The 12,138-nt window shown below is 73.6% G+C and carries 13 protein-coding genes; 9 read left to right on the top strand and 4 right to left on the bottom strand.

From position 1 onward, the window contains the following. From GVN67_RS24525 to GVN67_RS24545, 5 genes are all read left to right on the top strand, one after another. Nucleotides 1-1,286: alpha/beta fold hydrolase (locus tag GVN67_RS24525; protein WP_408906362.1), on the top strand; the 1,286-nt coding region annotated here is incomplete at its 5' end. Between the two features lie 139 nt (nt 1,287-1,425). Further along, nucleotides 1,426-2,601, top strand: coding sequence for an acetyl-CoA C-acetyltransferase (locus tag GVN67_RS24530; RefSeq protein ID WP_159999946.1), 1,176 nt, complete (start codon nt 1,426-1,428; stop codon nt 2,599-2,601). A 98-nt stretch (nt 2,602-2,699) separates the two neighbouring features. Next, nucleotides 2,700-3,230, top strand: coding sequence for an RNA polymerase sigma factor (locus GVN67_RS24535; RefSeq protein ID WP_159999947.1), 531 nt, complete (start codon nt 2,700-2,702; stop codon nt 3,228-3,230). Between the two features lie 28 nt (nt 3,231-3,258). Next, a complete protein-coding gene (locus tag GVN67_RS24540) occupies nt 3,259-4,218 on the top strand; it encodes a FecR family protein (RefSeq protein WP_159999948.1) in 960 nt (319 codons plus the stop codon). 105 nt (nt 4,219-4,323) lie between these two features. Next, on the top strand, nt 4,324-6,765 hold the full coding sequence (locus GVN67_RS24545) for a TonB-dependent siderophore receptor (protein WP_235035460.1): 2,442 nt from the start codon (nt 4,324-4,326) through the stop codon (nt 6,763-6,765). Nucleotides 6,766-6,814: 49 nt separating this feature from the next. Here the strand turns inward: GVN67_RS24545 and GVN67_RS24550 are convergent, their stop codons facing one another. Together GVN67_RS24550 and GVN67_RS24555 are read right to left on the bottom strand one after the other, a co-directional pair. Continuing rightward, nucleotides 6,815-7,909, bottom strand: a complete 1,095-nt coding sequence (locus GVN67_RS24550; protein ID WP_159999949.1) for an SMP-30/gluconolactonase/LRE family protein — start codon at nt 7,907-7,909, stop codon at nt 6,815-6,817. A gap of 46 nt (nt 7,910-7,955) precedes the next feature. Next, nucleotides 7,956-8,780 (bottom strand): methyltransferase domain-containing protein, encoded by an 825-nt coding sequence (locus GVN67_RS24555; protein WP_159999950.1) that lies wholly within the window; start codon nt 8,778-8,780, stop codon nt 7,956-7,958. A gap of 67 nt (nt 8,781-8,847) precedes the next feature. Here GVN67_RS24555 and gloB point away from each other — a divergent pair, with 67 nt between their 5' ends. The 4 genes from gloB (at nt 8,848) to GVN67_RS24575 (ending at nt 11,340) form a co-directional block, all read left to right on the top strand. After that, a complete protein-coding gene (gene gloB, locus GVN67_RS24560) occupies nt 8,848-9,579 on the top strand; it encodes a hydroxyacylglutathione hydrolase (RefSeq protein ID WP_159999951.1) in 732 nt (243 codons plus the stop codon). An 89-nt stretch (nt 9,580-9,668) separates the two neighbouring features. After that, on the top strand, nt 9,669-10,262 hold the full coding sequence (locus GVN67_RS24565; RefSeq protein WP_159999952.1) for a glutathione S-transferase N-terminal domain-containing protein: 594 nt from the start codon (nt 9,669-9,671) through the stop codon (nt 10,260-10,262). Further along, nucleotides 10,262-10,714, top strand: a complete 453-nt coding sequence (locus GVN67_RS24570; RefSeq protein ID WP_159999953.1) for a cupin domain-containing protein — start codon at nt 10,262-10,264, stop codon at nt 10,712-10,714. The genes GVN67_RS24565 and GVN67_RS24570 overlap by 1 nt, the downstream gene beginning before the upstream one ends. Continuing rightward, nucleotides 10,711-11,340 (top strand): bifunctional 2-polyprenyl-6-hydroxyphenol methylase/3-demethylubiquinol 3-O-methyltransferase UbiG, encoded by a 630-nt coding sequence (locus GVN67_RS24575; RefSeq protein ID WP_159999954.1) that lies wholly within the window; start codon nt 10,711-10,713, stop codon nt 11,338-11,340. Before GVN67_RS24570 ends, GVN67_RS24575 begins: the two co-directional genes overlap by 4 nt. Here GVN67_RS24575 and GVN67_RS24580 read toward each other — a convergent pair. Continuing rightward, on the bottom strand, nt 11,313-11,621 hold the full coding sequence (locus tag GVN67_RS24580) for a hypothetical protein (RefSeq protein WP_159999955.1): 309 nt from the start codon (nt 11,619-11,621) through the stop codon (nt 11,313-11,315). The genes GVN67_RS24575 and GVN67_RS24580 overlap by 28 nt on opposite strands. A 59-nt stretch (nt 11,622-11,680) precedes the next feature. Further along, nucleotides 11,681-12,138: EamA family transporter (locus GVN67_RS24585; protein ID WP_159999956.1), on the bottom strand; the 458-nt coding region annotated here is incomplete at its 5' end.

Genomic DNA, 12,138 nt, shown 5'->3' on the forward strand with positions numbered 1-12,138 from the left:
CCCGGAACCACCGCGTGACGCAACCCCTGCCCCCGCGCCGCGGCCCGCGCCCGCTGCCGCTGCACCTGAACCTGGCGCTGCTGCGCGGGATGGGGGCGGCGCTCAGCCTGGATCCGCTGACCGGCCCAGGGATCGGGATGCCCTCCTCGCCCGGCTCGCCGAGCTGGAGCGACGCCTGGCCGATCTCGAAGGCGGGCCGGGCGGAGATGGCGCGGATCGCGGCCGCCCTCGCCGCCGGCGGCCACCCGCCTGAGCGCTTCCGCGCCGCCGTGCTGCGCCGGCTGGCGCGGCAGGACCGGGCGCTGATCGCGGGGCTGGCCGCCTATCGCCGCCACCCCTATCAGCGGAATGTCCCCCCGGTGCCGGTGCTGTGGCAGGAGGGCGACAGCCGCCTGCTCGACTATGGCGGCGAGGGCCCCTGCCTGCTGATGGTGCCCTCCCTAGTCAACCGGGCCGAGGTGCTGGACCTGATGGCCGGCCATTCCATGCTGCGCTGGCTGGCGACTCAGGGCTTCCGGGTGCTGATGCTGGACTGGGGCTGGCCGGAGCCCGCTGCGCGCCGCTTCACCCTGACCGACTATGTTGCCGGCCGGCTGGAGCGGGCGATCGCCGCCCCGGCCATCGCGCCCTTCGGCCCCCCGGTGCTGGCCGGCTATTGCATGGGCGGGCTGCTGGCGCTCGGCGCGGCGCTGCGCCGGCCGGACCGGCTGCGCGGCCTGGCGCTGCTGGCGACGCCGTGGGACTTCCATGCCGGCCCGCCCGGCGTGCGCGACCGGGCGCTGGCGCTGGCCGCCCTGCTGCCCGGGCTGGAGCCGCTGCTGGAGGCCCAGGGCGCCCTGCCGGTGGATGCCATCCAGACTCTCTTCGCCGGGCTCGACCCCTGGAGCATCGCCGCCAAGTTCCGCGCCTTCGCGGCGCTCGACCCCGCCAGCCCGCGCGCCGCGCAATTCGTGGCGCTGGAGGACTGGCTGAACGACGGCATCCCGCTGGCCGGCCCGGTGGCGCGGGAGACGCTGGGCGGCTGGTACGGCCGCAACGAGACTGCCCGCCTCGACTGGCGCATCGCCGGCGCCGTGGTCGATCCCGCCGCGCTGCGGCTGCCCGGCTTCGTCGCCATCCCGCGCGCCGACCGCATCGTGCCGCCGGAATCGGCGCTGGCCCTGGCGGCCCGGCTGCCGGGGGCGACCGTGCTGCCGGTGGCGGCGGGGCATATCGGCATGGCCGCCGGCAGCCGCGCCGAGACGCAGCTGTGGCAGCCGCTGCGCGACTGGCTGCGCGCTCTCTGAACCGGCCCCACTTGTAGCGACCAGGGGGGGCGGCGCACATTGCCCCCAGGACGGCCCCGCCACGGGGCCCGCCGCCCCCGGCCCGGCCTGCACGGCATCCCGGGGGCGGCGCAAAAGCACCAGGGGAGCTACCCAGCCGATGACCGATATTGTGATCGCCTCCGCCGCGCGCACCCCCGTCGGCGCCTTCAACGGCGCCTTTGCCGGCCTACCGGCGCATGACCTCGGCAGCATCGCCATCAAGGCGGCGCTGGAACGCGCCGGCATCGAGGCCGATGCGGTGGACGAGGTGATCCTCGGCCAGATCCTGACCGCCGGCGCCGGGCAGAACCCGGCCCGCCAGGCCTCGGTCAATGCCGGCATCCCCGTCGAGCGCACCGCCTTCGGCATCAACCAGCTCTGCGGCTCGGGCCTGCGCGCGGTCGCGCTCGCCGCCCAGCAGATCGCCACGGGCGATGCCAATATCGTCGTCGCCGGCGGCCAGGAGAGCATGTCCCAGGCGCCGCATTGCGCGCATCTGCGCGGCGGCGTGAAGATGGGCGACTTCTCGATGGTCGACACCATGATCCGCGACGGGCTGTGGGACGCCTTCCACGGCTACCACATGGGCACCACGGCCGAGAACGTCGCCCAGAAGTTCCAGATCACCCGCGAGCAGCAGGACGAATTCGCCTACCAGTCGCAGCACAAGGCGGGCGAGGCCATGGCCGCCGGCCGCTTCAAGGCCGAGATCGTCCCGGTGACCGTCAAGGGCCGCAAGGGCGACACCGTCTTCGACAGCGACGAGTATCCGAAGCCGGAGACCACGCTGGCCATCCTGACCAAGCTGCGCCCGGCCTTCGCCAAGGACGGCTCGGTCACCGCCGGCAATGCCAGCGGCCTGAACGACGGCGCCGCCGCCCTGGTGGTGATGTCGGCGGCCGAGGCGGCGCGGCGCGGCATCACCCCGCTGGCCCGCATCGCCAGCTGGGCGACCGCCGGCGTGGACCCCTCGATCATGGGCACCGGCCCGATCCCCTCCAGCCGCAAGGCGCTGCAGAAGGCCGGCTGGTCGATCGACGACCTCGACCTGATCGAGGCCAACGAGGCCTTCGCCGCCCAGGCCTGCGCGGTGAACAAGGAGCTCGGCTGGGACACGTCGAAGGTCAATGTCAGCGGCGGCGCCATCGCGCTGGGCCATCCGATCGGCGCCTCGGGCGCGCGGGTGCTGACCACGCTGCTCTATGGCATGCAGGCGCGCGGCGCGAAGAAGGGGCTGGCGACGCTGTGCATCGGCGGCGGCATGGGCGTCGCCATGTGCCTCGAGGCCGTCTGATTTTTCTGTCTGGCGCCGGGGGCTCGATGGCCCCCGGCGACGTCCCGCCGCTTGCTTTTCGTATTTGAGAATAATTCTCATTTACCTATAAGGCGGGGGTGCGCGACCTCGCTTTGCCCCGTCACTGGCTGGACCGGCTGTTCCGCGAGGAGCAGGGCCGGCTGCAGCGCCGCCTCGGCCGCTGGCTGGGCTGCCCGGCCGCGGCCGAGGACGTGCTGCAGGACAGCTTCCTGCGCCTGGCCGGCAGCCAGGCCGCGACCGAGGCGCGCGACCCCGCCGCCTACCTGGCCCGCGCCGCCCGCCATGCCGCCGCCGACCGTCTGCGCGGCCCGGCCGGCCGCCCCTCCGGCCAGGCGAGCCTCACCGAGGACCTGGCCTGCCCTGGCCCGCTGCCCGATGCGGTGGCCGAGCAGCGCGAGCGCGTCCGCCGCTTCGCCACCGCCCTTCGCGCCCTGCCGGCGCAGCAGCGCGCCATGGTCGTCGCCGCCCGGCTGGAGGGCCAGAGCCATGCCGCCATCGCCGCCCGCCACGGCACCACGCCGGCCGCGGTGGAGAAGGCCGTCGCCCGCGCCTTGCTGCGGCTGAGCGCCTGCCTGGACGAGGCCGACGACAGCGCGGCTTCCCGCTAGGCCGCCGGCCGTGCCATACCCCCGCGCCATGCCCCTTGCCGACGCGCCGCCCCGATCGGAGGCCGACCCCGCCATCCTGGCGGCGGCCGCCGGCTGGGCTGCGCGGCTGGCCGCCGGCGCCGCGCCGCTGACGCCGGCCGAGCAGGCCGCGCTGCAGGCCTGGTGCGCCGATCCCCACCACGCCCGCGCCCTCGATTCGCTGTCGGCCCTCTGGGAGGACCCGGCGCTGCTGGCCGCCGCCCGGGACGTTGCCGGCGACGCCGCGCCAAAACCCCGCCGCCGCGCCTTCCTGGCCGGCGGCAGCGCGGCGGCGCTCAGCCTGGCCGGCGGGCTGTGGCTCGGCCAGGCGCCGCTGCAGCGCGCGCTCGCCGATGCCGCGACCGCCCCGGGCGAGATCCGCGCCCTGCCCCCCCTGCCCGGCGGCGGCGAGCTGCTGCTGGATACCGCCAGCGCCGTCGACCTGCCGGCGCCGGGTGTCGCCCTGCTGCGCCAGGGGGCGCTGCGCCTGTCCCTGCCCCCCGCCGCCGCGCCGTTCCGGCTGGAGGGCCGCCACGTCGCCTGGCGCATCGCCCCCGGCTCCTTCCTCGGCTTCTTCCGCGACGAGGCCGGCGACCGGCTGGCGCTGCTGCGGGGTGCCGCGCAGTCCGAGGGCACCGGGCCCGACCTCTCCCCCGGCCAGGGGCTGCTCTGGGGCGCGCAGGGCCCCGGCCAGCCGCGCCGGTTGACGCTGGCCGAGCAGGACCGCGTCGAAGGCTTCGCCGAGGCCTGGCGCCTGTTCGACTCGGCGCCGCTGGCCGAGGTCGCCGCGGAGCTTTCCGCCTATCGCGCCGGCCTGCTGCTGGTGGGCGCGGAAATCCGCGGCCTGCGCGTCTCCGGCCGCTACCGCTTCGCCGAGCCGGAGCGGGTGCTGTCGCTGCTGGCGCAGAGCCTGCCGGTCGGCATCCGCCGGCACGGCCCGCTGCTGACCCGGCTGACCACCCCCGCCTGAATTCTTTTTTCAGATTTTTCGGCGGGCGCCTGTCGGATCGCGCCCGCCCATCCCGTCCTGGACCTTGAGCGGCGCCGCGCAGGCGCCCGGACAGGCTTCGAGGACGTGAGAGAAGTGCAGGACAATTTTCTTTCGGTTCTGGCGGCGGCAACGCTGCTGGCCGTGACGCCGGCGGCGGCCCAGACGGCAGCCACCCCGGCTGCCCAAGGTGCGACCAGCTTCGCCATCGCGCCGCAGCCGCTGGGCGCGGCGCTGGCGCAGTTCTCCCGCGCCACCGGCCTGCAGGCCAGCGCGCCGGCCGCCCTGCTGGAAGGCCGTCAGTCGCCGGGCGCCAGCGGCAGCCTGGCCGCGTCCGAGGCGCTGCGCCGCCTGCTCGCCGGCACGGGCCTGGCCGGCCGCATCGAGGGCGGCGCCATCCTGCTCTCGCCCGAGCCGCGCGCGGCGCTGGGCGACACCGTCCTGCCCACCGTCGATGTCGGGGCCGCCACCGGCAGCGGCGGGCGCTGGCCGTCGCGCGGCTTCGTCGCCGAGGCCTCGGCCGCCGGCACCAAGACCGACACGCCGCTGATCGAGACGCCGCAGGCGATGAACGTCGTCACCCGCGCCGAGATCGAGGCGCAGGGGTCCACCAGCATCACCGACGCGCTGCGCTACACGCCCGGCGTGGTCAGCCAGTATGGCGCCACCGACCTGCGCTACGACTGGTTCACCGTGCGCGGCTTCACGCCGCCGATCCGCTACCTGGACGGGCTGCGCCTGCCCTTCGGCGCCCGCGGCTATTCCCAGCCGCGCATCGAGGCCTATGGGCTGGAGCGGATCGAGCTGCTGAAGGGCCCGGCCTCGGCGCTCTATGGCCAGAGCTCGCCGGGCGGGCTGCTGAACATGATCAGCCGCCGCCCCAGCCAGGTCGCGCAGAACGAGGTGGTGCTGCAATACGGCAGCCATGGCGCGCTGACCGCCGGCTTCGACAGCACCGGCCCGCTGGATGCCGAAGGCAAGTTCAGCTACCGGCTGACCGCGCTGGGCCGCCGCGCCGACAGCCAGACCCAGTTCCTCGACGAGCGGCGGATCTTCGTGGCGCCGTCCCTGACCTGGCGGCCGGATGCGCAGACCAGCGTGACCTTCCTGGCGCAGTACCAGCGCATCGCCTCCGACGGCGGCGGCGCGCCGCAGGCGCTGCCGGCCTTCGGCACGCTCTGGGCCAATCCGAACGGGCGGATCCCGACCCGCCGCTCGCTGACCGAGCCGGGCTACGACCATTATTCCGGCGAGCAGCTGATGCTCGGCTATGCCTTCGAGCACCGCTTCGACAGCACCTGGCAGTTCCGCCAGAACTTCCGCTACAGCCATGTCGATGCCGATACCCAGCGCATCCAGGCCTATTCCTTCGCCGCCAACCAGCGCGATGTCGGCCGCTACGCCTGGGGCTTCCCCGAGGTCTCCGACGCCTTCACGGTCGACAACCAGGCCCAGGCCGACTTCACCACCGGCCCGGTCCGCCACCGCCTGCTGACCGGCTTCGACTACCAGCGCGAGGACGCCACCTATGAGGAGAGCCAGCTCACCCTGCTGCGCGCCCTCGACGTCTTCAACCCGGTCTATGGCCTGGCGGTCACCCGCCCGCCGATGGCCAACCGCATCAGCCAGGGCCGCAACCAGGCCGGCGTCTATGCGCAGGACGAGCTGCGCTTCGACCGCTTCATCCTGACGCTGGGCGGCCGCTACGACTGGGCGACCGCGCGCACCAACAACTACACCGTCGCCGGCAGCCGCACCGTCGTCACCAAGCAGGATGATGGCGAGTTCACCGGCCGCGCCGGGCTGGTCTATCGCTTCGACAACGGCTTCGCGCCCTATGCCAGCGTCTCGACCAGCTTCCAGCCGACCAACGGCACCGACCGCCGCGGATCGCCCTTCGAGGCCACCACCGGCCGCCAGTACGAGGTGGGGCTGCGCTACCAGCCCGAGGGCAGCGGGATCTATGCCGCCGTCTCCGCCTTCCACCTGACGCAGCAGAACGTGCTGACGCCGGATTCCAGCGACACCCGCTTCAGCGCCCAGGCCGGCGAGGCCGAATCGCGCGGCATCGAGTTCGAGGCCAAGGCCAGCCTGGCGGAGCGGCTGAACCTGTCGCTGTCCTACGCCTATACCGAGACCGAGGTGACCCAGGCCAACCGCAACGCCGCCGGCGCCAGCACCCTGGGCAAGCAGCTGCCCTTCGCGCCGAACCACCAGGCCGCAGCCTGGCTGGACTATTCCTTCAGCGCCCCGGTGGTCGCCGGGCTCGGGGTGGGGGGTGGCGTGCGCTACATCGGCGCCTCCTATGGCGACGCCAACAACACCTACCGCGCGCCGTCGGCGACGCTGGTCGACCTGGCGCTGCGCTACGACCTGGGCCAGGCGCTGCCGGCGCTGCAGGGGGCGCAGCTCGGCCTGAACGCGCTGAACCTCTTCGACAAGGAATACGTCACCACCTGCATCAGCGCGACCGGCTGCTACTGGGGCGCCCGCCGCACCGTGCTGGCGACGCTGAAGTACCGCTGGTAATCTTTGCCCGTTGCCGGGGGGCCGATGGCCCCCCGGCGGCGTTCCGCGACTAACAGAAATGCGCGCCGCGCGCCTCGACCGGCAGGACATAGAGCGACTGGCTCGCCGTCATGAACAGCAGGTTGCGCCGGCTGCCGCCGAAGCACAGGTTGCTGCAGATCTCGGGCAGCTTGATCTGGCCGATGCGGACGCCATCGGGGGCGAAGACATGCACCCCGTCATAGCCATCCCCCACCCAGCCGGCCGAGGACCAGACATTGCCCTCGGTGTCGCAGCGGATGCCATCCGCCATGCCCGACTTGCCGTCCAGCGTCATGTCGGCGAAGGCGCGCGGGTTGCGGATCGTGGCGCCGTCGACGTCATAGGCCCAGATCTGGTTCTTCGCCTCGGTGTAGTGGCTGCTGCCGGTGTCGGCCACGTAGAGGATCTTGTAATCCGGGCTGAAGCAGAGGCCGTTCGGCTTGAACGGCTGGTCGGCCAGCTTGGTCACAGCGCCCGACTGCGCGTCGATCCGGTAGAGCGCCTCCTTGATGAAGGGGCGGACGCTGCCGGTCTCGTGCCGCTGCCCCTCGTAATCCATCAGCGCGCCATAGCCCGGGTCGGTGAACCAGATGCTGCCATCCTCGGGGTGCACCACCGCGTCGTTCGGCGCGTTGAACTGCCCGTCCGGCCCGCGGGCGGCGAGGATCGTCACCTGCCCGTCGCGCTCGTAGCGCACCACGTCGCGGTGGCGGTGCCGCATGGCGATCTGCCGCCCCTCGCGGTCGAAGGTATTGCCGTTGGAAAAGCCCGAGGGGCTGCGATACCGGCGGGAGACATGGTGGTCCTCCTCCAGGTAGCGCAGGCATTCGTCGTTCGGAATGTCGGAGAAGATCAGGAACCGCCCCGTGGCGTGCCAGGCCGGGCCCTCGGCCCAGCCCATGCCGGTGTGCAGCCGCCGGATCGCGGCATTGCCCAGCTTGGCGCGGAACCGCTTCGGGTCCATCGCGATCACGTCGGGGTCGGGGTAGCGCAGCGGCGGCGCCTCGCGGGAATAATCCCGCGGCGCGGTCCCTTGCGCCTGGGCGCCGGTGCTGGCCAGCAATCCGCTGGCGAGCAGCCCGCCGAGCATCGCCCGGCGCGGCGGGGTGGCATTGCGGAGCATGTTTTATCCTCCCAAACGGCCGAGTCGATGCCGGCCTTGGGCGGAACTATAGGCGGGGCGTGGCCTCGCGCCGCATCGCCTCCTCGCGAGCGGCCCCATCGCGGGATGCCCAATCGCGCGATGCCCAGTCCCGGCCGGCCCAGACCGAATCGGGCACCAGCACCCGCCGCCCGCGCGACGCCGCCACCCCGCGCGCCGGCATGACGCCATAGATCCGCTTATGCGCCTCGACGATCACCACCCCGGCGAAGCGCGGCGCCAGCAGCCGCCCCGCCCCTTCCCACAGCGCCGTGCCCTTCAGCAGCAGCCGGGTCTGGAAGGGCGGCGTGAACAGCGCCGCATCGCGCCGCTCGGCCGCGAACAGGTTCCGCTCCAGCAGCCGCGACAACTGCCCGGTCGAATAGGGCCGCCCCTGGCCGAAGGGCGTGATGTCGCGATGCGCCCACAGCCCGCGGCGGTTCGGCGCCACGATCAGCAGCTTCCCGTCATCCTTCAGCACCCGCCAGACCTCGCGCAGCATGCGGCGGTCGTTCTCGGCGCCTTCCAGCCCGTGCACCAGCAGCACCCGGTCGAAGCTGAGATCGGGAAACGGCAGCAGCGAATCCTCGACCCGCGCCGAGAGCGAGGCGCTGCCCGGCGGCCAGGGCGCCACGTCGGTCTCCGGCAGGCTGGCCGAGACGATGCGCGCGGCCCCCTCCCGCCACAGCCGCAGATACGGCGCGGCATGGCCCAGCCCCAGGATCTCCCGCCCGGTCAGGTCCGGCCACAGCCGCTGCAGCCGCTCGCGCAGCAGCCGCGCCGCCACCAGCCCCAGCGGCGAGGCGTAGAAATCCCGGTGACCGTGGTTGTCTGCGTGGACCTCAGCCTTCATGCGGTTGATATAGGGCCTTGATCGAGGCGTGACACGCCCCGCGAGGGGCGCAAGAGGAGAACCCGCCATGGCTGTCACCGTCCAGGCCGTGCCCTGCCTGTCCGACAACTATGCCTGGATGCTGCGCGACACCGCCACCGGCACCGTCGCCCTCTGCGACCCCGGCGAGGCGAAGCCGGCCATCGAGGCCATCGAGGCCGCCGGCGGCCGCTGCGACATCATCCTGCTGACCCACCACCACGCCGACCATATCGATGGCGTCGAGGCGGTCCGCGCCCGCTACGGCAGCAAGGTGATCGGCGCCACCGCCGACGCCCACCGCCTGCCGAAGCTGGACCAGAGCGTGGCCCCCGGCGACACCATCGCGGTCGGCGCCACCCGCGGCACCGTCATCGACAGCCCGGGCCATACGCTGGGCCATGTCGCCTTCCACTTCCCCGAGGGCGACGTGCTGCTCTCGGGCGACACGCTGTTCTCGCTGGGCTGCGGCCGGCTGCTGGAAGGCACGCCGGCCGACATGTTCCGCGCGCTCGGCCTGCTCAAGGTGCTGCCGCCGGAGACCCTGGTCTGCTGCGGCCATGAATACACCGCCAGCAACGCCCGCTTCGCGCTCACCGTCGAGCCGGACAACGCGGCGCTGCAGGCCCGCGCTCGCGAGGTCGAAGCCGCCCGCGAGGCCGGGCAGCCGACGGTGCCGGTGACGCTGGAGACCGAGCTGGCCACCAACCCCTTCCTGCGCGCTGGCTCCGTCGAGGAGCTGGCGCGGATCAGGAAGGGGAAGGACACCTTCAAAGGCTGAAACAAGCATGGGGGCGCCGCCCCCAAGCCCCCGCCGGGGGGACAGTGTCCCCCCGGACCCCGACATTCATAAAAAAACAAGGACGTCCGATGAAGCTGTTCTACTCGGCGACCTCGCCCTACGTGCGCAAGGTCATGATCTGCATGATCCTCCGCGGCCTCGAAGGCCGCATCGAGCTGCTGCCGACCAACCCCCACATCAGCCCGGACGAGCTCACCACGGCCAACCCGCTGTCCAAGGTGCCCTGCCTGGCGACCGAGCACGGGCCGCTCTACGACAGCCCGGTCATCTGCGAATTCCTCGACAGCCTGGGCGACGCGGCACCCCTCTTCCCGGCCGCCGGCCCGGCCCGATTCGCCGCCCTCACCCGCCAGGCCCTGGCCGACGGCATGATGGACGCCGCCGTCGGCCGCCGCATGGCCGCCAGCCTGCCGCAGGATGAAGGCCGCCAGGCCGCCGACCAGCGCGCTGCCACCGCCGTCGCCCGCGGCCTTGCCGCCGCAGAGGCCAGCCCGCCGCGCGGCCTGACCGATATCGGCGGCGTCTCGCTGGCCTGCGCCCTCGGCTATCTCGACTTCCGCTTCGCCCACGAGCCCTGGCGCGATGCCCATCCGAAGCTCGCCGCCTGGTATGCCGAGGTCGCCGCCGCCCAGGCCGTCGCCCGCACCGTGCCGCCGACCTGATGCCCGACCTGCGCGACCCGACGCTGCCGGCCGGGGCGGTCATCGCCGCCCTCGGCCTCGCCCCCCACCCCGAGGGCGGCCATTACCGCGAGATCTGGCGCGACGCCCCCGCGTCAGGCGCCCGGGGTTCCGGCACCGCCATCTACTTCCTGCTGGCGGCCGGCGAATCGAGCCACTGGCACCGCGTCGACGCCGCCGAGGCCTGGCACTGGTACGCCGGCGCGCCGCTGGCCCTGGGCATCGCCCCGGGCGACGCCGGGCCGGTGACCGAGCACCGGCTGGGCCCGAATCTCGCCTCTGGCGAGGCGCCCTTCGCCATCGTCCCGCCCGGCCATTGGCAGGCGGCGCGCAGCCTGGGCGCCTGGACCCTGGTCGGCTGCACCGTCAGCCCGGCCTTCGACTTCGCCGGCTTCACCCTGGCGCCCCCCGGCTGGGCGCCCGGCCCGGCATGAGCGACGCCGCCGCCTGGGACGCCCGCTATGGCGGCGACCCCTGGCTCTTCGGCCAGGCGCCGAACCGCTACCTGGAAAGCCTGGCGCCGCGCCTGCGCCCCGGGCTGCGGGCCCTGGCGCTGGGCGATGGCGAGGGCCGCAACGGCGTCTGGCTGGCCGAGCAGGGGCTCGACGTGTTGGCCGTCGACTGGTCCGCGACCGGCCTGGCCCGCGCGGACCAGCTGGCCCGCGCCCGCGGCCAGCGACTCGCGACCGAGGCCGCCGATCTCAGCCGCTGGGCCTGGCCCGAGGCGCGCTTCGACCTGATCGCCTGGGTCTTCCTGCATCTGCCCCCCGCCGACCGGGCGGTGGTCGCCGCCGGCGCCTGCCGCGCCCTGGCCCCGGGCGGGCTGCTGCTGCTGGAGGGTTTTTCGCCCGCCCAGCAAGGTCGCCGCAGCGGTGGGCCTAAAGACCCCGACCTGCTCTGGACTCGCGAGAAAGCCGAGGCCGATTTCGCCGGGCTGCGCCTGCTGGAATGCCTGGAAGGCGCCGTGCGGCTGGACGAGGGCCCGCGCCACCAGGGCCAGGCCGAGGTGGTGCGCGGCCTGTGGCAGAAGCCTCAGCCGGCCGACAGCGACATCGCATAGGTCGCCAGGGCGCCGGCGCCGAGCAGCCCCATCATGCTCCACCCCCGCATGCCGAGGCCCAGCAGGCTGTGGTTGTCCTCGCCGCGCCGGGTCAGCAGCTTCCAGGCGCCGAGATTGACCAGCGCCCCCAGCATCAGCCCGAAGGCATTGGCCAGGTAGACCGCCTCCTGGAAGGGCATGTTCTCGGCGAACCAGGGCCGCAGCCCCAGCGTGCCGGCCGCCATGCCGCCGACCAGGAAGAAAACGGACAGAAAGCCGAGGCCGGACCAGGTGACGAACACGCCGAGGCTCCTTGGGGTTCAGCGCGCACCCCTCGCCCCGCGGCCCTTCCGGGTCAAGGTCACGCCTTCTGCCGCGCCGCCAGCACGCCGCCGCCAGTGACCAGCAGCGCGGCCAGCGCCAGGCGCCAGCTGGGCTCGCCGAAGCCCGCCACCAATAGCAGCAGGGTCGAGGCCACCGGGATGCCATAGGCCAGCGTGCCCAGCAGCCGCGGGTCGCCGCGCTTCATGCCGATGTCCCACAGGAAGAAGGCGGCGCCGACCGGCCCCAACCCCAGCAGCAGCAGCGCCAGGGCCTGGCGCGCATCGGGCATGACGCTGGTCTCGAAGCCCAGATGCAGCAGCCCGGCCAGCGCCGCGCTGGCCAGGCAGAAGCCGGCCACCGCCTCGGTCGGCACGGCCGACAGTCGGCGCGCCGTCACCGAATACAGCCCCCAGACCAGGGCGGCGGCCGTCGCGCAGGCGAAGCCGGCGATGGCGCCGGCCGGAAACCGCGCGCCGCTGCCGACCAGCAGGGCAC

It is taken from the genome of Roseomonas sp. 18066 (assembly GCF_902706185.1).
Taxonomy (GTDB): Bacteria; Pseudomonadota; Alphaproteobacteria; order Acetobacterales; family Acetobacteraceae; genus Pseudoroseomonas.

What these genes read in the sequence shown, in the direction of transcription:
- GVN67_RS24530 (WP_159999946.1), top strand. Translation starts at nt 1,426, where the DNA reads ATGACCGATATTGTGATCGCCTCCGCCGCGCGCACCCCCGTCGGCGCC.
- GVN67_RS24540 (WP_159999948.1), top strand. Translation starts at nt 3,259, where the DNA reads ATGCCCCTTGCCGACGCGCCGCCCCGATCGGAGGCCGACCCCGCCATC.
- GVN67_RS24550 (WP_159999949.1), bottom strand. Translation starts at nt 7,909, where the DNA reads ATGCTCCGCAATGCCACCCCGCCGCGCCGGGCGATGCTCGGCGGGCTG.
- GVN67_RS24555 (WP_159999950.1), bottom strand. Translation starts at nt 8,780, where the DNA reads ATGAAGGCTGAGGTCCACGCAGACAACCACGGTCACCGGGATTTCTAC.
- gloB (WP_159999951.1), top strand. Translation starts at nt 8,848, where the DNA reads ATGGCTGTCACCGTCCAGGCCGTGCCCTGCCTGTCCGACAACTATGCC.
- GVN67_RS24565 (WP_159999952.1), top strand. Translation starts at nt 9,669, where the DNA reads ATGAAGCTGTTCTACTCGGCGACCTCGCCCTACGTGCGCAAGGTCATG.
- GVN67_RS24570 (WP_159999953.1), top strand. Translation starts at nt 10,262, where the DNA reads ATGCCCGACCTGCGCGACCCGACGCTGCCGGCCGGGGCGGTCATCGCC.
- GVN67_RS24575 (WP_159999954.1), top strand. Translation starts at nt 10,711, where the DNA reads ATGAGCGACGCCGCCGCCTGGGACGCCCGCTATGGCGGCGACCCCTGG.